The sequence below is a fragment of the Sphingobacterium cavernae genome, from assembly GCF_008520265.1.
In the GTDB taxonomy this organism is placed as follows: domain Bacteria; phylum Bacteroidota; class Bacteroidia; order Sphingobacteriales; family Sphingobacteriaceae; genus Sphingobacterium; species Sphingobacterium cavernae.
Map to the genome: position 1 here is coordinate 1 of NZ_VIQM01000018.1, position 19914 is coordinate 19914.

Consider the following 19914-nt stretch of genomic DNA (forward strand, 5'->3'; position numbering starts at 1 on the left):
GTGTCCATAGAATGGGGATTATTGGCAATTGCACAGAATTTAAGAAAGAAAGCGGCCTAAAAAGACCGCTTTTTCATCGTTTTAAACAAAATATTGAAATATTATGAACTTGTAGCTCACACAGTGGCTAAACACTGACAAATTCCTGTCAAACTAAAAAAGGCCGCCTCAATTATTTTGAGACGGCCTCATTTTTTTTAAATATAATAACCAAAAAAAGGCTTTGCAACTACATGCAGAGCCTTTTCAAATTCTTAAATCTTATAGATTATCTAACTGGTGTAAATACCCAGTTGTCGTCAAATTTCATTGAACCATTAGCACCAGTTGCTAAATATCCTTTACCGCCAATCGAATAAGTTACAGCACCATCTCTAGCGTTTTGCGGAAGAGCTTGGTGTTTACTTTCCCATTTTCTAGCTGCAGGATCATATTTCCATACAGTGTTCAAAGAAGCATTCTTTTTGCCACCTACAACATATCCAAAATTACCAATTACAAATGCAGAAGCACCTTGACGTGTTAAATCATACGTGTTGTCAGTATCTTTTAGTGGCGCTTCATCGCTCCATTTTGTGCCATCAAAAGAATAGAAGTCTTCAGGATATTGGTTATTATCAAAACCACCACCTACATAAGCTTTATTTCCGATAACAAATGCAAAAGCGTTTACACGTTTTTGTTTGAACTCTGATCCTACAGGTTCCCATTTGTCAGTAGTAGCATCATACTTCCAAAAATCTTTTAATGTTTTTTGAGTTTTAGTGGCACCTAATCCAACGTAAGCTTGGTTTCCTAATGTAAATGCAACAGCACCATAGCGCGCTTCAGCATTAGCTGGCAATGAAGCAATTTGAGTCCAAGTATTTGTTGAAGGATTGTATTTATAAAAATCTTTCAATACTTCTGTTCCATCATAACCCAATCCTACATAACCGTTTTCACCAATAGCAAAACCTACTGCACCATTACGAGCAGCACCAGGGAAATCTGCAATACGTTTCCAAACATTGTTTTCGAAAGACCATGCATCTTTCGTTCTTTCATTTGTTGTTAAAATACCAGTTGCTAAAAATCCTTTATTATCAATCTGAAATGAAGCAGCATTACTTCTTGGGTCACCATCGAAAGCAGATGCTCTAACCCATTCAGTAGGACCGTTGTCAGTAGTGTTATCGTTGTCTTCGTCTTTTTTACAAGAATTAAATGCTGAAAGTGTAAAAGCACAGGCTAAAACAATACATAGCCAATTTTTCTTATTCATAAATTATTTGAATTTAGTATATACAATGTTTAATTTAATCTTTGGTTTTCCATTTTCCTTTGCGATTTTAGCCGTATTGACAGTGCTAAATATGCTTGGAGATACAGTTGTTATTAATAAGTCAGTATCAATATATTGATTTGAATTTATATTCTTCAAATAGTCAATTAAGTTAAATACATATTTTCCATTTTCACCCACATCATTTCCTGCGATATATCCAGACTGTTGAATAGTTGTGGTAAATGGTGTTGGAACAAAATTAACTGGTAAGCCATTTTTGTTAGTCACCATCAACATTAAGCTCGAAGGAGCGTAATACGGCCCATAATTTAGGGATTCTGTCTCAACAAATAATTCTGCCTTATTAACGCTTATGTTTTCATTACTCATAAACTCTCTAAGCGATGGTATTTTTATTTTTGTTACTAGACCAGAGCCAGATTGAATGTAAGCTTTTTTGTCCGTTTGCTCATATGTCAATTCTCTATTATTAGCATTTAAATTAGCGAATGGCGTTCCCGAACGATCGAATTCAATGTTATTGAATTGAAAATTAGGAGAGCTATTTACAATAACTTTTTTACCTGTTACTTTAAATCCATCAGAACCAATGTATGAATAATTGATTTGAATATTCAAAGTATCATTAAATCCAATCACTGCTGTATTGTTCTCCCCTGGGACTATAACAATACCTTTTAAATAGCTTTGAAAAGCTTCTAGGTTATTAACATTAAAGTCGTTGGTGTTGATTTTATCAAAAATATCTTTACCAAAAGAGTCATCAATTCTTACACTTAGTGTATCCATTGAACGAACATAAGGTTTGAATGTCGTTGTACCCAGTGCATTTGATTCGTAATTGAATTTCTTGTCTCCAAAAATGGTAGGTCCAGTTACATAAATTGGCGCATTATAGCTATCAATTGAGGTTAGAATATTTTCAGTGACAATTTCTTGTGTTACTTTATGAATAGAAATTTGTTGATTTTGCGTAGTATCACCATAATAATATTTTGCAGCATTTGGCTTCAATACAACATTTACGGAATCAAACACAGCGTTCTCTGGAATATTATCGGTGTATGAATCAAGTGACAGCTTTAAATATGAAGATGATTTTACCGATCCCAAATCATTGATGTTAACCTTACCCACCAACACCGTTCCAGTAGCCGCGGCAGGCATATAGTTTAGCTGATAAGCAGATGTACTAACAGTGAAAGAGTCAATGAAAGTTACAGCAATGTTTTCGTCTATTTCATCTAGAGAAATACTAATCTCTTTATTACAACTACCCAAAAGAAGTAATGCAGAAAAAATAGACAGAAAATTAAAATATTTAAATTGTAAAAATTGACTCATATATATTAGTTGACATGCAAATGTAAGTATTACCTACTGTTAAATGTGTTATAATATGTTAAATATCTACGCTATATAGATACGAGGTGCAAATCTAATAATTTAATTTTGTTTTACTGATTCGAAAAACCATAAAAAGCACCTTAATAACACGTTAATATAAGTTAGTTTGCTACATTGTCATAAAGCTAAAATAGACATAAGAAGCTAATTAAAGTTTATATATTTATTTTAAAATTTACCATATGAAAGCTCTAATTATAGTCGATGTTCAAAATGATTTCTTACCAGGTGGTGCTTTAGAAGTTTCGAATGGGGACGAAATAATTCCTTTAATAAATAGAATAATTCCTAATTACGAACTCGTTGTAGCAACGCAAGATTGGCACCCCGCTGATCACAAAAGTTTTGCTGCTATGCACGCGGGACACCAAATATTTGATGTTATCGAATGGAACGGCTATCCTCAAACGCTGTGGCCAAATCATTGTGTACAGGGAACTAAAGGTGCTGAATTGTCGAAAGAATTAGCTGCAAATTCAATTCATGCTATATTTCGAAAAGGGTTAGATAAAAAAGCAGATAGCTATAGCGGTTTTTTTGATAACCAACGAATCAGAAATACTGGTTTGCATGGGTATTTGCAGGATAAAAAAGTTTCGGAAGTGCATGTCTGCGGACTGGCTGCAGATTTTTGTGTTTACTTCACCGCGATGGATGCTTTAGATTTAGGATATAAGACAGCTATTATTTCAAAAGGAACAAAGGCTATCGATAAGGAAGCTTATATGAGAAAGAAGGAATCGTTTTTACAAAAAGGAGGACTATTTATTTAAATATATTAGTAGTACCAAACTTTCTTAAATTGTAAGTAAATGATAACAGGAAATAGCGGTTCAACGTGTTTGAGGACACATCAGAGATATTATTTTCCGTAACACGTCGACTAATATTTTGTGCTTTATTGAGTAAATCAAAACCTTTCAAGGTTATTTCACCATTGTTGTTTTTAAATAGTTTTTTCCCAATTGAAGCGTTCCATATCATAGTTTCGATATTCGGGTAATCCAATATTCCACCGTTGTTTAAGTACATAAGATTACTCGTGAAAACTATGTTTTTGATTGGTTCAATCGAAATATTATTACTCAAACGTTGATTTAGAACATGATAACGTGCTGTCTGTGTCATGATATTTGATGTCTCACGCCCATCAATATGGTAGGATAATCCGATAATATATCTCTTTGAAAACTTTGAATTCAACCCAACACTTTGTCCATATCCAAATGTCTTATTTTTGATCGGTAAATCATTGATTTCAGCCAATTCGTTGTTTAGATATAACCTTGTATTTAGATTGATGTTAATTTTTAATTTCTCTATAGGAGCGCCGTAACTATTATTAAGTCTAACAGCGTATGCTCCATCCGCATTGATAGGTCGGATATACTGGCCACCTGCGCCAAGTCGAACATCTTCAAAAAGAAAAATACTACTATCTGTTTGTAATATGCTATTTATAATCTTGTCTTGAGTATATTCAAAGTTCACATTGGTCGTCAATGATCTACCTGTTTTTCTATTTACATCTTTGTATTGTAATCGTACGTTATGCGCGTATTCTTGATTTAAATTTGGATTACCATTGGTGATACGCAATTCGTTTTGGTTATTGATGAAATCTTGTATTTGATTAATTGATGGCGTATTGGTTTGCGTATTGTAATTGAATTCTAAATCCTTCGTTCGTGAAAACTTATATTTTGCGGATAGATCTGGGAGAAAGCTGTAGAAATCTGCTACAGTCTTTAGGTTAATAGGAACTATTCTATCGTTTTTGCGTACGCCATGCTGATATTGAAAGCCAACCTGAAATCTAATGGAATCTTTGAGTGCATATATGTAAGACATCCCAGCGCTTTGGTAATTGAAATCATTACGAAATTCATTGGATAGACGATCTCTCAATTCTCCCGATTGCCCTGTTTCTGCCAGAAAATCATACGTTTCCCTATTGGAATAAGAGGCATTATTTCGAAAATTATATTGCGCCTGTAATCTACTGTATTGAGATATACTTTCTGTAAATGATATTCTGCTATTTATTCCTGAACCATACCCATTTGTTGAACTGGTGTTATTGTTTGTGTCAATTCTGTTCAAAAGTGCATTTCTGTAATATTCGGTTACGGCTAGATTTAATGCATGAGCATCATTGGAATTTTTATTTGCGCTGGCATTGACTGATACTGTTCTGCCTTGTTTTTTAAATTTCAGCATATAGGTGAAAGATCCACCGTAACTCAAATTATTATTATCACCATCAGAAGATCGGACGGATTTATTAATTGGGCTTTCGCTCACATTGATCGTGTTAAAATCTGTGGCGCTCTCGCGTTTGCTATATGAATATCGAATATTTGGAGTGAAGTCAAACCTATTGGTGGAATCGATTTGCCATTTTAATCTTCCGTTTAGTACATGCTCTGTGTTATTTGCGTCGGATAACTGGGTTTGTGTTCTGAATTGATTGGCTTGTCCTTCTGATAAATATTGAATATTGGATAAGGAATTGGTTACAGTAGTAGATGAATTGAAACTATAATCAGAACTCAATTCCATGTTGGTTTTTGGATAGACATTGCTGAAAGTAATTGCGCCAGCGTAAGTGTCTGACAGCCCTCGGTCGGTATTATTATTACCTCTTCTTGCGCCACCTCGACCTTGTTCTCCAAAATTGGTTTCATTTATATTATTAGCTAATAGATTAATCGCATATTTCTTGTCTTTATTGAAGCTATTTGTTGAAGAATTGATAGAAAATTTATCGCTATTGCCTGTACTTACGGCAGACTTTCCAAAGAAGCCCACTTTCTTGTCGGGTTTGGTTACAATATTTATGACTTTATTTCTCTTCCCATCGTCAAATCCTGAAAATCGAGCTTGCTCCGATTTCTCATCTATCAGTTGGATCTTAGCAATGATATCAGCGGGGAGGGTTTTAAGAGCAATCTTAGGATCTGAACTGAAAAATTCTTTTCCATCGATGATTATACGTGTTACCTGTTCTCCATGTGCTGTGACATTGCCGTCTTCATCAATCAAAACACCTGGAATTTGTGACACGACCTCGTCTGCATCAGCAAATTCGCGTGCTACAAATTTGTTGGCATCGTATTCCATGGTATCTCCCTTTAAAATAACAGCAGGCGATGCACTAATTACTACTTCATCGATACCAATATTATCTGTTTCCAAGTGAATACTTATAGTTTCGTTTTTCGAAGAAGTGATTTGCAGCGGAGTTATTTTCTGTTGAAATCCCAATGCTTGAATACTAACATTGTAGCTACCTGTTTTTAAGTTGTTAAACAGAAAATTGCCTAATTTATCGGAAGATGTGGATTGAATTACTGAGTTGTGATTAATTGGAATCAGTCGCACTGTAGCCCCCATTATTGCTGTTGAATCTGCGCTATTCACGATACGTCCACTAATCTTTTGTTGCGCAACAGATGAATAAGCGAGTCCTAAAAACAAAAATATAAGCAGGTGTTTGATAATGGGTTTCACAGTAGAAATTAGGTATGTGATACAATATTAGTTTAAAGTCGTTAAACTTCAAATATTGTATCAAAATAGATATATTTGCTTGATTGTTCGTGTTTATATGAAAAGTTCCCTGTTAAGTAGAAAAGAGAAGATTTTGGAGGCGTCTTTAGTGTTGTTTGCCAAAAATGGTTATGCTGATACATCTACAAAAGAAATCGCAGCGAATGCTGGTGTTTCCGAGGCGCTTATTTTTAAACATTTCGGGAATAAGGATACCTTATTGGCGCAACTTATTAAATCGGGTTACCGCCGTGTGTTACAACATCATCGCGGCATGATGACGTACAAAAGTGCAAAGGACTTTTTGAAAAATATGATTTTCTTACCCAGCAAATTAGTAGCCGAAGAGCCTATGTTTTGGAAATTGCAAGAGCGTCTATCGCATATCCCATTTTCAAAATCACAACATGAACAATTTATGAAGCCTGTACATTCCATTATTATTCGGGCTTTTAGAGAATTGGGCTACGCCAATCCCCAAATTGAGGCGCAGTATTTGCTATTGGTAATCGATATGTTGTGGAAAAAGGAGGCTTGCGGTGAAATCGAAAATTCCTTAGACTTAGCCTTGCTCTTAGAGCAAAAATATCAATTGCTATAGTGCGTTTTTGTGCGTTTTGCTGTAACAATTTTGCATAAACATTGAATTATCGAAATATTATTATATTTTCGTGCATATATACTTATAAATAAAACATTATGCTGAAACCTATTTTAGCTTTTTCGCTAGCTCTTTTTACTTCATATGGAGCAATGGCGCAGAAAAGACCTGATTTTGTGAAATTTATCAACAGCAATCACAAATGGGTCGATTCAGTATTTAATAGTCTAACTCCAAAAGAACGTATTGGTCAATTGTTTTTAGTGCGTGCACACACGAATTTGGGTCAAAAATTTATTGATTCAGTAGGTACTGTCGTTAAAAATGAGCAGGTTGGAGGATTGGTTGTATTTCAAGGTGGTCCAGTGCGTCACTTGGATATGATTAATAATTACCAAAAAGTATCTAAAGTTCCTTTGTTAGTTACTATAGATGGAGAATGGGGATTAGGAATGCGTTTACCAGATTCAACACAATCTTTTCCATATCAAATGACTTTAGGCGCATTGCAAGATAACTCACTAATATATGATATGGGTAGAGATGCTGCAAAGGATTTCTTACGCTTAGGCATACATTTTAATTTCGCACCAACAGTAGATATCAATAACAATCCGAAAAATCCTGTGATTGGATTTCGTTCATTCGGTGATAACAAAGAAAACGTAACTGTAAAATCTGCGGCTTACATGAAAGGTATGATTGATGGTGGCGTATTGGCATCTATCAAACACTTTCCAGGTCATGGCGATACAGACGTTGACTCACATTACGATTTACCAAAGCTTAGTTTTACACGTCAGCGTTTAAATGAATTGGAAATTTATCCTTTCAAAGAGTTAATTAAACAAGGAGCATCAGCGGTAATGGTTGGTCACATGGATATTCCAGCTTTAGACAATACACCAAATTTACCTTCTTCTATTTCTAAGAAAGTTGTTACTGATTTATTGAGAAATGAGTTGGGTTTCAAAGGGTTGACTGTAACTGATGCAATGAATATGAAAGGTGTTACTAAGTTTTTTCCCAATGGAGAGGCCGATATTTTAGCTATTGAAGCTGGACATGATTTGTTAGAACTTTCAGAAAATAGTGCTAGAGCAATTGCGTTGGTTGAAAAATCAATTCAAAGTGGACGTTTGAAACAAGCAGATATTGATGCGCGTGTAAAAAGAATTTTAGCCGCTAAATTGTGGCTTGGATTAGATAAATACACCCCAACAAGTAGAAATAGAGTTTTTGAAGATTTGAATAGACCAGAGACTAAATCATTGATTCAACGTATGGCAGATGCTTCTGTTACGGTATTAAAATCTAATCGCCGTATCCAATCTTTTGATTCTAAAAAAGAAACTGTAGTAGTAAGTGTGGGTATCAATAAAGCACAAGACTTTGAAAAAGGTTTGGCCTCTAGATTGACAAATGTAAAAAACATTTACATTACTGGTAAAGAAACGGAGTCGCAATTAGCAGATTTAGTAAAAGAAGTAAGAAGCCACGATCAAATTATTTTGGCTATACATGATGATAGATCTCGTCCAAGACCTACGTTGGATTTTTCGGATGATGTGAGAACTTTTATCGATAAAATCGCTGGACGTCGTACTATCACGGTAATGTTGACAAACCCTTATGCGTTGACTTCTGTGAATGTCGACCGCAGTGCATCAATTGTGATGGGGTATCAAAATGAAGCTTTCATGCAAAGAGCTGCAGTAAAAGTGATTTTAAAAGACATTAAATCAAAAGGTAAGTTGCCGGTTACGATTGACAAAAACTTTACTTATGGTAAAGGGCTATAATTAGACGAGAATCATAAATATAATAGCCAAGTTGAAATATCAGCTTGGCTTTTTTTTGTCATTTATAATCCTAACTTTGTTTCAAAATATAATACAAAAATTCAGTTGATTATGGCATCAGAGCAAATTTCTGTTTTCGACATGTTCAAAATAGGTATAGGTCCTTCTAGTTCACATACCTTGGGGCCTTGGCGTGCTGCACAACGTTTTGTCAATAAGTTGGAGGAAGTGGGTGCGCTTGATCAAGTCGACCAAATTACTGTTTTGTTGTATGGATCTCTTGCGAAAACTGGAGTAGGTCACGGCACTGATATCGCTATCTTACTGGGGTTGAGCGGAGATGATCCCGTTACTTTTGATGTCAATCAGGTGTTGCCAAAGGTCGAGCATATTAAGTCCAGTAATTCGTTGGTTATTGGTGGTAAGAAAACTATTTCGTTTAGCTTTACGGAACAACTACTTTTTTTATTTGACCAGAGCTTACCTTTTCATCCCAATGCCGTTACTTTTCAAGCTTTTCTAAATAATGGGAAAGCTATTTCAGAAACATATTATTCTATTGGTGGTGGTTTTGTTGTGCAAGAGAATGATTCAGTATCGGTGTTGAGTGAGGTAGAATTACCTTTTCCTATAGATACAGCGCAGCAATTAATTAGTGCATGTATGCGCACAGGTCTGAAGATCTCGGAATTGGTCATGGAAAATGAATTGTCGTGGCGTCCAGAAGAGGAAACACGCAAAGGTATTCTAAATATTTTCCAAGTCATTAAAGAATGTATCTATAAAGGCTGTCATACCGAAGGGATATTGCCTGGAGGTTTAAATGTCGAAAGAAGAGCAGCGAAATTGAATAAGCGAATGCTAAAAGGCAGGACTTATTCGGATTACGATTCGTGGCTCGAAGCTATTCGTGCTGGAGGTAAAGATTTTGGTTATATCTTGGATTGCGTAAGTTGCTTTGCATTGGCTGTTAATGAAGAAAATGCTTCTTTTGGTCGTGTGGTAACAGCGCCTACTAATGGTGCTTCTGGCGTAATTCCTGCGGTGTTGCAATATTTCGTTGCGTTCTATGATGCTTATGAGGACAATAAGATCATCCAATTCATTGCGACTGCATCCGAAATAGGTTCTATTTTCAAAAAAGGTGCGACGATATCCGCAGCAATGGGTGGTTGTCAGGCTGAAATTGGCGTTTCCTCAGCTATGGCCGCAGGCGCATTGACGGAATGTCTAGGCGGTTCACAAAGACAAGTTCTGATGGCTGCAGAAATCGCGATGGAACATCACCTTGGATTAACCTGTGATCCAATCGGTGGTTTGGTGCAAGTTCCTTGTATTGAGCGCAATACAATGGGGGCAATAAAGGCGATTACAGCAGCGCAGCTAGCTTTGCAATCGAATCCAGATAAAGCTAAAGTGAGTCTTGATGCTGTCGTAAGCACCATGTGGGAAACAGCCCAAGACATGAATGTGAAATACAAAGAAACAGCAGACGGTGGATTAGCGGTCAAAGTTCCATTGAGCTTGCCAGAATGTTAATTTTGCTCTCTTTAAAAAATTCAAAGCTCTTGTCTCATTTGGCAAGAGCTTTTTCTTTACCTTTGTTCCCGATATGAAATACTGCTCAATTGCTTCTGGATCTAATGGGAATTGCTACTATGTCGCTAAAGGCGACGATGCGGTATTAATTGATATTGGGATCAATACGAAGCATATATTGATTCGCATGGAACGTTTAGGAATTGACCCATGCAGCATCAAAGCTATTTTCATTACGCATGAACATACCGACCATATACGCGGTCTATCTGTTTTTAGCAAGCGTTTTCAGATTCCAGTTTATCTTACAAAGGGAAGTTACGAGGGGTCGAAACTGCATATGCCTGAACATCTGATTAATTTCATTCAACCTAATGATCGTGTGTCAATTGGTGAACTAACTGTAATCGGAATTCCTAAATATCATGACGCTAAAGAGCCTTGCAGTTTTGTGGTAACAGATGGAGAAGTGAATGTCAGTATTCTGACGGATTTGGGCAGGGGCTGTGACAATGTAAAGCATGTTATCCAACATTCGGATGTGTTATTGTTGGAGAGTAATTTTGATGAAGAGATGTTACAAAATGGACGGTATTCTTATTTCTTAAAAAACAGAATACGTAGCGGTTGGGGACATATTTCGAATACTACAGCCTTAGAATTGTTACTTGAGAATCGTTCTCCGCGATTGAAACATTTGATTTTAGGCCATCTTTCAGGACAAAATAATACAGTAGAATTAGTCGATTCTGTATTTAGACCACATTGTGAAGGTATACAGTTCTCTATAGCAACACGTACTGAAGAAACTCCAATTTATCAGATTTCTGAACATAAAGAAATCAAAGTAGCTTCAACATCGATTTATGTCCAAACTACTTTGACTTATAGTGAAACAGAGGTTTATACTAGTTCCATGTGAAAAAGGTCAGCAATATGATTCTTTAACTTTTCTTTCACTTCTACCATATCAAGCTTTTTCCCTAATTCGCGTTCCATGGAAGTGACGTCTTTATCATCAATTCCACAAGGAATAATATTTCCAAAATAATTTAAATCCGCATTCACATTAAAAGCAAATCCATGCATAGTCACCCAGCGTGAAGCACGTACACCCATAGCGCAAATTTTTCGTGCTTTATCGTTGTCCGCATCCAACCATACGCCTGTAAAACCTTCATAACGTCCAGATTGAATCCCATAATCTGCTAATGTCAAAATTATTGCTTCTTCCAAAGTCCGCAGATAAAGATGAATATCTGTGAAAAAATTATCTAAATCCAAGATGGGATAACCTACAATTTGTCCAGGGCCATGATACGTAATATCACCCCCACGGTTAATTTTGTAGAATTTGGCTTCTTTTTCTTTTAATCCTTCTTCATCCAATAGTAAATATTCTTCATGTCCACTTTTACCCAAAGTATACACATGTGGATGCTCCGTAAATATTAAATAATTCGGTGTCGGATTTTGTAAATTATTTGTTCTATTATCTTGTTTTATAGCTAAAGTTTCGGAAAATACCTTCTCTTGTCTATCCCACGCTTCTTGGTAATCTACCAATCCCCAATCTATAAATTGTACTTTTTTGTTCATTGCTAATACAACAAATTATTATACGGATAACGTGCATTGTGCATTTTAGAGATTATCTCGTAAAGCTTTTCTTTAAATTCTTCGATGTTGGTTTTGTTCGTAGCAGATAAGAAAATCGCAGGATCCGAATTTTTAGCCATCCAAGAATTTCTAAAATCATCTAACGTCACTTTTATTTCCTCACCATTTTCGTCGACTTCGACCGCTGGTTTAAACGCATCTATCTTATTAAAAACAGTGATAGTAGGTTTATCAAGCGCATTAATGTCTTTCAAAGTCTCATTTACTGCTATAATATGATCCTCAAAATTCGGATGTGAAATATCCACCACATGAATCAAAACATCAGCTTCACGCACTTCATCTAGTGTCGATTTAAAAGATTCTACCAAATGATGAGGTAATTTGCGGATAAAACCTACAGTATCAGAAAGTAAAAAAGGAAGATTATCAATTACTACTTTTCTAACTGTCGTATCTAACGTAGCAAATAGTTTGTTCTCGATATAAACCTCAGCCTTTGAAATCATATTCAAAATTGTCGATTTTCCGACGTTAGTATAACCAACCAAGGCAACACGAATCATGTCGCCACGATTTTTGCGTTGCGTTGCGTTTTGCTTATCAATGGTTTTCAGTTTCTCTTTTAGCAAGGAAATCTTATCCAAAATGATACGTCTATCCGTCTCAATCTGTGATTCACCAGGACCGCGCATACCGATACCACCACGCTGACGTTCCAAGTGGGTCCACATACGTGTTAATCTTGGGTATAAGTATTGCAACTGCGCTAACTCAACTTGCGTTTTTGCTTGTGCTGTCTGTGCGTGGCTCGCGAAAATATCCAAAATTAAACTCGAGCGGTCTAATATTTTACGTTTCAATTCACGCTCAATATTACGCAATTGCGAAGGTGTCAATTCATCGTCAAAAATGACCATATCCACCTCTTCCGCTTCAGCATATTCCCTGATGTCTTCTAATTTTCCTGTTCCCACAAAAGTAGCGTGTTCTGGTTTTTGCAATTTTTGCGTGAATACTTTTACAGTTTCCGCACCTGCAGTTTGAACCAAAAACTCCAATTCTGTCAAGTAATCTTGAGCCATTTGATCGGATACATCAGGCGTAATTACCGACACTAAAATTGCTGTTTCTTTCTTGGGTGCTGTATCTACTAATTTGAATCTTTTCGACATAAATATTTTTTAAACTGATATAAGAACAATGAACTCAAAATTTCGCTTTTGTCCTAACATATGATAAACAAAGATAGTTTTTTAGATGGCAATAAATAAAAATGTAGACGCTATTCCTTGCCGTAATAAATCTTAAATATTAACAACTTAGTTGATAATATGTTTATCGAAATTTGGTAATTGCATTACTCTAGCTCTTAAATCATCCGAAGCTGGAAGTTCAAATATCTCCAAGTGAAAGTATTTGATAGCAGCGAATATATGGTCAAACAAATCCGCCATTACGCCTTCAAAGTACAACCACTCTGTGCCTTGTGTAAAAGCATATACCTCCAGTGGCAATCCATGTTCCGTTGGTGCTAAATGACGCACCATTAGTGGATATTCCTTGTGAATATTCTTATTATTCTTTAAATAAGCTTCGATATATGCCCTAAATAAACCAATATTCGTAATTCTGCGTCCATTTACTTTCACGCTTTGGTCTACCTCATGTAATGCATTGTACTTCTCAATTTCTTCTTCGCGCGTACTTATAAAATCTTTTAGTAAATGAATCTTTTTTAACTCTTCGATTTCATCGGTATTCAAATAGCGAATAGAAGATATCTTGATGAAAATTGCGCGTTTAATTCGTCTGCCGCCAGATTGCTGCATGCCACGATAATTTTTGAATGAATCACTTAACAGGGCATGAGTAGGAAGTGTGACGATGGTTTTGTCGAAGTTTTGAACTTTCACATTATTCAAATTTATTTGAACAACACTGCCATCAGCACCATATTTTTGCATTTCAATCCAGTCCCCCACGCGCACAGAATCATTCGCAGAAACTTGAATACTTGCTACAAAACCTAAAATCGTGTCCTTGAAAACCAACATCAAAATGGCTGAAGCTGCACCTAATGAAACCAAAAATGACCACGGCGAATTACCTGTAATGATAGAAAACGAAACAGTGAATACAACAAATATTAGGAAAATCTGAATGACTTGTAAATAACTATCAAGGGGCTTGTCAAAAAAAGCTTTTGAGGTTTTTAATATGTCTCTAAGCGTTTTTAGTAAAGCATTAGAGAGTTTATAAACAGCGATGACAACTAATACACCTAAGAATTTTATCAAAATATTCTCAAAAGAATGAAAGCCGACAAATAAATGCGGAACGGTTTGCTGCGCGAATACGATTAATACCAAATGACTTAAATCATCTAAGACTTTGTTTTCTAAAAGCTTGTCATCCCAAATGGTTTTGGAACTGCTAATGATTTTGATAAAAAGAGTTTTTAAAACTTTTCTGAAAACGAAATCCGCAATCAGTAATATTAAAAGAACAACTAACAATAAAGATATTGTTGTCAAAACGTGTGTTACTTTGACTGATCCACCGAGAAAGAGAATCAAATTATACGTTTTTTGGTAAATGTCATGAATTTGCTCGGACGCAATATTCGTTAAATCTGGATTTTGCATATACCTTACAAATATAAGAAATCCATAATAGCCGCTTGAAATAGAAATGTCACGAAATCTTATCCCAAGAGATTCCAGGATTGCGTTGGTTTAAGTAATTCAATAAAATTTGATTCTCTGGAAGGGCCAGATTGGAGTCAGTTTTAAAAATTTCAATAACAGAATTTCGGGCTTCTGCTAAGATTTTTTGGTCTTTAGCCAAATCAGCAATTTTCATGTCTAATACGCCTGATTGTTGCGTGCCTGAAATATCACCTGGGCCACGTAATTCTAAGTCCACTTCGGCAATTTCAAAACCATCATTCGTACGCACCATGGTTTCCAATCGCGTACGGCCTTCTTTGCTCAACTTATTACCAGACATCAAAATACAAAACGACTGTTCAGCGCCACGACCTACACGACCACGCAATTGATGTAATTGTGATAAACCAAATCTTTCGGAATTCTCAATGACCATGACTGAAGCATTCGGAACATTCACCCCAACTTCAATTACCGTTGTAGCTACCATGATCTGCGTTTCGCCTTTTACGAAGCGTTGCATTTCAAAATCTTTATCCTTCACTGGCATTTTGCCATGCACAATACTGATTTTAAATTGTGGAAGCGGAAATTCCTTTTGTAAGCTTTCTAAACCTGCTTCTAGATTCAATAAATCAAGCTTTTCACTTTCTTTTATCAACGGATAAACGATGTAGACCTGTCTACCTTTGGCAATCTCTTCGCGCATAAACCCAAAAACACGCAGTCGCTGATTTTCGAAAAAATGAACAGTTTTAATTGGTTTACGACCCGCTGGCAATTCGTCAATAATAGAAATATCCAAATCCCCGTACAGCGTCATCGCCAAAGTTCGTGGAATCGGCGTGGCTGTCATCACCAACATATGTGGTGGAATCGTGTTTTTGCGCCATAATTTTGCGCGCTGTTCTACACCAAAACGATGCTGCTCATCGATCACCACAAAACCTATATTCTTGAATTTTACTTTATCTTCAATCAACGCATGTGTTCCAATTAAAATATCTAATGTGCCTTCTTCCAGTTCCTGGTGGATTATTCGACGTTCTTTCGTTGAAGTCGACCCCGTAAGCAATTTGATATTGCAAATATCCTCACCTAACAATTCCTTCAACCCATTGTAATGCTGTGTAGCTAGAATTTCTGTGGGTGCCATCATACAGGCTTGATAGCCGTTATCAATTGCAATCAACATACTCATCAGCGCGACAACAGTCTTTCCTGAACCAACATCCCCTTGCACCAAGCGATTCATTTGCGCACCTGTATTGGTGTCAATACGAATTTCTTTTACTACACGTTTCTGTGCATTTGTGAGTGGAAATGGTAATCTGGTATTGAAAAAAGTATTGAATTTTTCGCCAACTTTATTGAATCGATGGCCTTTATATTTTTGCGTATTTAGTTGTTTGTTGCGTAATAATCGAAGTTGAATAAAGAATAATTCTTCAAATTTCATTCTTCGAATAGCAGCATTCAAATCATCCACATTTTGTGGAAAATGAATGGAAAGTAAAGCTTTTGGATAGGGTAAAAGATTGTGTTTATCGACCAAATAGTCAGGCAATGTTTCTCTAAAACTTCTGTATGTTGTTTCAAGTGCCGTTTGTTGCAATCGTTGAATTCCCTTTGTGTCAAGATTGAATTTCTTCAATTTTTCTGTTGAAGAATAGACGGGCTGCATTGTCAGATTACCGATTTTCTTCTCTTGCGAATTGTACAATTCGATTTCGGGATGTGTAATGGAAATTTGACCATTAAATTCCGTTGGTTTTCCGTAGATAATATAAGCAGCCCCAACTTTTAGGCTTTTCTGTATAAACGTGACGCTTTGAAACCAAACCAATTCCATCGAGCCTGTTTCATCTTTGAAAATACCGACAAGTCGTTTTGCTCTTTTTTCACCGACTTCTTTTAACTCAATTAATCGGCCTAAAACCTGCGCACCAATTAAATCGGTATGCAACTGACGAATCTTGTGAAATTGGGTACGGTCAATATAGCGAAATGGATAATATTGCAATAAATCACCAATAGTAAATAGCTGCAACTCTTTTTTGAGTACATCGGCCTTTTGAGGACCTACACCTTTGAGGTATTCTATGGGAGTAATTAAAGATAAATCAGCCATTCCTAAGAATGGCTAAATTACAAAAAATATTAGAGGTAAATCTTTGATTTACTTTTAACATTATTCAAATTCTGCCTTTATTCTTCTGTTCTCGCAGTTAAGAATGATTTTTTTGTTATGTATCTGTGGGAACTGTTTAATTTCAAATATTAATTTTCTACTATTTAATTGATTATAGAGTGAGATTTTTTGGTAAAAACTATTATCGGTGTTTTTTATAGCTATAGCTTCTTTGTTTTCACCATTATATAGAATTACCCCTTGCCAATCATTGACATTAGAGCAAGGTGTGTCAATGTAATGATTTATAAAACGAAATTTAAGGTACATTGCTACAAAGAAAAGCCATTCCGAAGAATGGCTCTCACTAAATGATACTATTATATATTGGGATTAGTTCAAATTATTAATAATATTTACCAAGTTAGATTTTGAAGTAATGTCCAAATCACTTTCAGAGAAATTGATTACACTATTATCAACAATCGTTACTTTTTTAATTGCGTATACCAATGATCCATTGCTTTCAGAAGTGAATATCACATGAAGATTTAGCCCGACAGGGATGTAACCGTAATGCTCGCTAAAGAACTTCTCAACTGAATCATATGTATCCAAACGTGCTAATACATTTCGTTCACCTTCATATGATAGGTATACCGCTGCATTAGACATATTATATTGTGCAGGAACAGTAACTTTGATTTGAGTTTTTGGTCTAGAGTCGTTATAGAAACGATCTACATTTGTCCAGCCAAATTCTGAAGCCCATACTTGATAAGTGGCTGCTTCAGTATTTACATTGATACCCGCTTCTTTACCCTGGCCTCCAGCATCACGCTTCACTTCATCCCAAGCAAGTTCTCCTTCTTCATCAATATTACCCCTCCAAAGTTTCATGTCTTGGTCGATTCCACCTGTAAGAGTCGCTGGAATATCAACAAAGAATGGACATCCTGATCTTAATTTTTGATTTCCTTTCGTTACTTCAATATTAAATTGACCACCAGTCACCAATGGTAATAATTCTCCAGTGCTATTTTTACCCATCAATGGTTTGTTTGTCGCGGTCATATTGCCGCGGTCATACATTTCTACAAAGGAAAGGTTCACATCACCAGTCACCACATTTCCAATGTTGTCTCTCAGACAGTTAGGTGAGATTCTTACTTCTGTTCCTTTATCTGTTTCAAAAGTAATTCCATCTTCAGCTTTAAAAGCTTTAGAAAGTGTAATGTCTGCTAATGCATTTTTGCGAAGATCAGCGAAGCCTACAGCAGATGGGTTTGCTAGTAATGATACAGATTCTGTTTCATTTTTACATGATGAGAATGTAATAGTTGCACAAGCTACAAGTGCAAATAATTTTGAGTTTAATTTCGTTTTCATACTATTGAATTTTAAATGTTTTACAATCAGTTTCAATAGTATATCAACAGGTTTATTTTTTTGTTACCGGGGAAGAAGAGATTTTTTTAGAAAAAGTAGAAAAAATAAAAATGCTGCTTTGGTGTTGAAACAAAGCAGCTTTTCAGAAAAGTATGTTTTGGTTATGCTTTCCAAGCAATTACAGAGATTTCTACATTTACGTTTTTCGGTAATGTCTTCACCGCTACACATTCACGTGCAGGTTGATTTGTTGTAAAGTATTGTGCATAAATTTCATTCACAGCCGCAAAATCACCCATATCGCTTAGGAAGATAGAAGCTTTTACCACATCTTCGAAAGCATAACCTGCTTCTGTTAGAATGGCTTGGATATTTTTAAACACTTGGTGTGTTTCGTCCTGAATTCCTGTATTAATTAATTCCATCGTTTCTGGAATCAAAGGAATCTGTCCGGATACGAATAATGTTTTATCTGCTTTTATGGCTTGATTGTAAGGCCCAATAGCCGCAGGGGCTTTGTCTGTATTGATAATAACTTTTTGTGACATGATTATTTGTCTATAAATATTTTATAAATAATTCCGAGTAGAAATAGAATGATAGCAATCGCGTTGATAATATACATTACGCGTATGGAAGTTGGTTTAGTATTGTCCGCTTTTTTCATTTCTAAAACTATGATTGGTCTAAGTTACAATCCAACAGGTGTAAATACAAATTCCAAAAGCTTTTAGTATTATTGCAACATTATGAAAAGCAAAATTGCATTAACCAATGGTATTATATATACAGGTAAAAATACTTTTATCAACAAAGCATTACTAATCGAGGACGAGAAAATATCAGCAGTAATAGAAGACCATGCTATTCCTGCCGATTATGAAAAAATTGATGTTGAAGGCAAAAATATCTGTCCTGGCTTGATTGACTTGCAAATATATGGTGCTGGAGATCAGTTGTATTCAGCAGAATTAACAATCGAGTCTATACATCAAATTGAAAAGTTGCTTTTAAGACAAGGTTGTACCTCATTTTACCTGACCTTGGCTACCAATAGCATCGATCTTTTTAAAAAAGCTATTAAAGTTTATCAAACTGCTGAACCAAAAGTCTCTCTGGGGTTGCATCTGGAAGGTCCGTTTCTTAATCCAAGTAAACGAGGGGCGCATCCAGCAGAGTTGATTAAAGAAGCTACATTGCCAATTTTGGAAGATCTTTTAGCCAATAATAATGGAGCTGTTCAGATGATTACCGTTGCCCCTGAGTTGATGCAAGATGAATGCATGGCATACCTGCAAGCAGAAAATATATTGTTAAGTGCAGGACATAGTAACGCAACTTTCGAACAAGCAAAATTATCCTTTGATAAAGGAATAAAAACTGTTACACATCTTTGGAACGCCATGTCTCCACTTCATCACCGTAATGTCGGATTGCCAGGAGCGACTTATACACACTCGTCTGTTAGCGCTTCTATAATTGTCGATGGAATTCATGTGGATTATGAAGCGGTAAAGATTAGTAAAGAAATAATGAAAGAACGTCTTTTCTTGATTACCGACGCTGTAGCGATATGTGAGAAAGATATTTATCACCATATTTTGAATGGAGATCACTATGTTTTGCCAGATGGTACGCTTTCTGGTTCGGCGCTTACTATGCTTAAAGCAGTTCAAAATTGTGTGCAAAAAGTCAATATTCCGTTAGATGAAGCATTAAGAATGGCTACGTTATATCCGGCTAATTTGATTGAACGTCAAGATTTAGGACGTTTGGATGAAGGATCAGTAGCAAATGTGCTAGTATTTGATGCAGATTTCAATGTAGATGCGGTTTATTTCGAAGGTAAGCTAGTAGAATAATCTTTGAACGTAAAAAAAATATTGCCAAACGTACTTTTAACATATACAATG

16 protein-coding genes are annotated in these 19914 nt (G+C 35.8%); 6 read left to right on the forward strand and 10 right to left on the reverse strand.

Annotated features, from left to right (window positions below; genetic code table 11):
* Window positions 1-268: 268 nt before the first annotated feature.
* A complete protein-coding gene (locus FLS47_RS02085; protein WP_149912743.1) occupies window positions 269-1264 on the reverse strand; it encodes a Kelch repeat-containing protein in 996 nt (331 codons plus the stop codon).
* 3 nt (window positions 1265-1267) lie between these two features.
* On the reverse strand, window positions 1268-2632 hold the full coding sequence (locus FLS47_RS02090; RefSeq protein ID WP_149912744.1) for a DUF4270 family protein: 1365 nt from the start codon (window positions 2630-2632) through the stop codon (window positions 1268-1270).
* 245 nt (window positions 2633-2877) lie between these two features.
* Here FLS47_RS02090 and pncA point away from each other — a divergent pair, with 245 nt between their 5' ends.
* A complete protein-coding gene (pncA, locus tag FLS47_RS02095) occupies window positions 2878-3468 on the forward strand; it encodes a bifunctional nicotinamidase/pyrazinamidase (RefSeq protein WP_149912745.1) in 591 nt (196 codons plus the stop codon).
* On the opposite strand, the gene FLS47_RS02100 is transcribed toward pncA, so the two are convergent.
* Window positions 3461-6175 (reverse strand): outer membrane beta-barrel protein, encoded by a 2715-nt coding sequence (locus tag FLS47_RS02100; RefSeq protein WP_149912746.1) that lies wholly within the window; start codon window positions 6173-6175, stop codon window positions 3461-3463. The two genes, pncA and FLS47_RS02100, sit on opposite strands and share 8 nt — an antisense overlap.
* Window positions 6176-6305: 130 nt before the next feature.
* Between FLS47_RS02100 and FLS47_RS02105 the strand changes: the two genes are divergently transcribed.
* From FLS47_RS02105 to FLS47_RS02120, 4 genes are all read left to right on the forward strand, one after another.
* Complete coding sequence (locus FLS47_RS02105) at window positions 6306-6848, forward strand: TetR/AcrR family transcriptional regulator (RefSeq protein ID WP_149912747.1); 543 nt, start codon at window positions 6306-6308, stop codon at window positions 6846-6848.
* Between the two features lie 98 nt (window positions 6849-6946).
* The gene (locus tag FLS47_RS02110) at window positions 6947-8650 is read left to right on the forward strand and encodes a glycoside hydrolase family 3 protein (RefSeq protein WP_149912748.1); all 1704 of its coding nucleotides are present in this window, start codon (window positions 6947-6949) and stop codon (window positions 8648-8650) included.
* Window positions 8651-8761: 111 nt separating this feature from the next.
* Window positions 8762-10189 carry an L-serine ammonia-lyase gene (locus FLS47_RS02115; protein ID WP_149912749.1) on the forward strand — a complete coding sequence of 476 codons (1428 nt, stop codon included), beginning with the start codon at window positions 8762-8764 and terminating at the stop codon, window positions 10187-10189.
* 73 nt (window positions 10190-10262) lie between these two features.
* Window positions 10263-11111: an MBL fold metallo-hydrolase gene (locus FLS47_RS02120; protein ID WP_149912750.1), complete on the forward strand. Its 849-nt coding sequence runs from the start codon at window positions 10263-10265 to the stop codon at window positions 11109-11111.
* Here FLS47_RS02120 and lipB read toward each other — a convergent pair.
* From lipB to FLS47_RS18860, 7 genes are all read right to left on the reverse strand, one after another.
* On the reverse strand, window positions 11093-11788 hold the full coding sequence (lipB, locus tag FLS47_RS02125) for a lipoyl(octanoyl) transferase LipB (RefSeq protein WP_149912751.1): 696 nt from the start codon (window positions 11786-11788) through the stop codon (window positions 11093-11095). The genes FLS47_RS02120 and lipB overlap by 19 nt on opposite strands.
* A 2-nt stretch (window positions 11789-11790) precedes the next feature.
* Window positions 11791-12984: a GTPase HflX gene (gene hflX / locus FLS47_RS02130; RefSeq protein WP_149912752.1), complete on the reverse strand. Its 1194-nt coding sequence runs from the start codon at window positions 12982-12984 to the stop codon at window positions 11791-11793.
* A gap of 147 nt (window positions 12985-13131) precedes the next feature.
* Window positions 13132-14457 (reverse strand): mechanosensitive ion channel family protein, encoded by a 1326-nt coding sequence (locus tag FLS47_RS02135; RefSeq protein WP_149912753.1) that lies wholly within the window; start codon window positions 14455-14457, stop codon window positions 13132-13134.
* 49 nt (window positions 14458-14506) lie between these two features.
* Window positions 14507-16612 (reverse strand): ATP-dependent DNA helicase RecG, encoded by a 2106-nt coding sequence (gene recG / locus FLS47_RS02140; protein ID WP_149912754.1) that lies wholly within the window; start codon window positions 16610-16612, stop codon window positions 14507-14509.
* Between the two features lie 393 nt (window positions 16613-17005).
* Window positions 17006-18001, reverse strand: a complete 996-nt coding sequence (locus FLS47_RS02145) for a hypothetical protein (protein ID WP_149912755.1) — start codon at window positions 17999-18001, stop codon at window positions 17006-17008.
* A 161-nt stretch (window positions 18002-18162) separates the two neighbouring features.
* A complete protein-coding gene (locus tag FLS47_RS02150) occupies window positions 18163-18549 on the reverse strand; it encodes a RidA family protein (protein WP_149912756.1) in 387 nt (128 codons plus the stop codon).
* A gap of 2 nt (window positions 18550-18551) precedes the next feature.
* Window positions 18552-18668, reverse strand: a complete 117-nt coding sequence (locus FLS47_RS18860) for a DUF6728 family protein (RefSeq protein WP_317131674.1) — start codon at window positions 18666-18668, stop codon at window positions 18552-18554.
* 82 nt (window positions 18669-18750) lie between these two features.
* On the opposite strand from FLS47_RS18860, the gene nagA reads away from it, so the two are divergent.
* Window positions 18751-19863, forward strand: a complete 1113-nt coding sequence (gene nagA, locus FLS47_RS02155; RefSeq protein WP_149912757.1) for an N-acetylglucosamine-6-phosphate deacetylase — start codon at window positions 18751-18753, stop codon at window positions 19861-19863.
* Window positions 19864-19914: the final 51 nt, after the last annotated feature.

What these genes read in the sequence shown, in the direction of transcription:
- FLS47_RS02120 (WP_149912750.1), top strand. Translation starts at nt 10,263, where the DNA reads ATGAAATACTGCTCAATTGCTTCTGGATCTAATGGGAATTGCTACTAT.
- recG (WP_149912754.1), bottom strand. Translation starts at nt 16,612, where the DNA reads ATGGCTGATTTATCTTTAATTACTCCCATAGAATACCTCAAAGGTGTA.
- nagA (WP_149912757.1), top strand. Translation starts at nt 18,751, where the DNA reads ATGAAAAGCAAAATTGCATTAACCAATGGTATTATATATACAGGTAAA.
- FLS47_RS02085 (WP_149912743.1), bottom strand. Translation starts at nt 1,264, where the DNA reads ATGAATAAGAAAAATTGGCTATGTATTGTTTTAGCCTGTGCTTTTACA.
- FLS47_RS02105 (WP_149912747.1), top strand. Translation starts at nt 6,306, where the DNA reads ATGAAAAGTTCCCTGTTAAGTAGAAAAGAGAAGATTTTGGAGGCGTCT.
- FLS47_RS02135 (WP_149912753.1), bottom strand. Translation starts at nt 14,457, where the DNA reads ATGCAAAATCCAGATTTAACGAATATTGCGTCCGAGCAAATTCATGAC.
- FLS47_RS02110 (WP_149912748.1), top strand. Translation starts at nt 6,947, where the DNA reads ATGCTGAAACCTATTTTAGCTTTTTCGCTAGCTCTTTTTACTTCATAT.
- FLS47_RS18860 (WP_317131674.1), bottom strand. Translation starts at nt 18,668, where the DNA reads ATGAAAAAAGCGGACAATACTAAACCAACTTCCATACGCGTAATGTAT.
- lipB (WP_149912751.1), bottom strand. Translation starts at nt 11,788, where the DNA reads ATGAACAAAAAAGTACAATTTATAGATTGGGGATTGGTAGATTACCAA.
- FLS47_RS02115 (WP_149912749.1), top strand. Translation starts at nt 8,762, where the DNA reads ATGGCATCAGAGCAAATTTCTGTTTTCGACATGTTCAAAATAGGTATA.
- FLS47_RS02090 (WP_149912744.1), bottom strand. Translation starts at nt 2,632, where the DNA reads ATGAGTCAATTTTTACAATTTAAATATTTTAATTTTCTGTCTATTTTT.
- hflX (WP_149912752.1), bottom strand. Translation starts at nt 12,984, where the DNA reads ATGTCGAAAAGATTCAAATTAGTAGATACAGCACCCAAGAAAGAAACA.
- pncA (WP_149912745.1), top strand. Translation starts at nt 2,878, where the DNA reads ATGAAAGCTCTAATTATAGTCGATGTTCAAAATGATTTCTTACCAGGT.
- FLS47_RS02150 (WP_149912756.1), bottom strand. Translation starts at nt 18,549, where the DNA reads ATGTCACAAAAAGTTATTATCAATACAGACAAAGCCCCTGCGGCTATT.
- FLS47_RS02145 (WP_149912755.1), bottom strand. Translation starts at nt 18,001, where the DNA reads ATGAAAACGAAATTAAACTCAAAATTATTTGCACTTGTAGCTTGTGCA.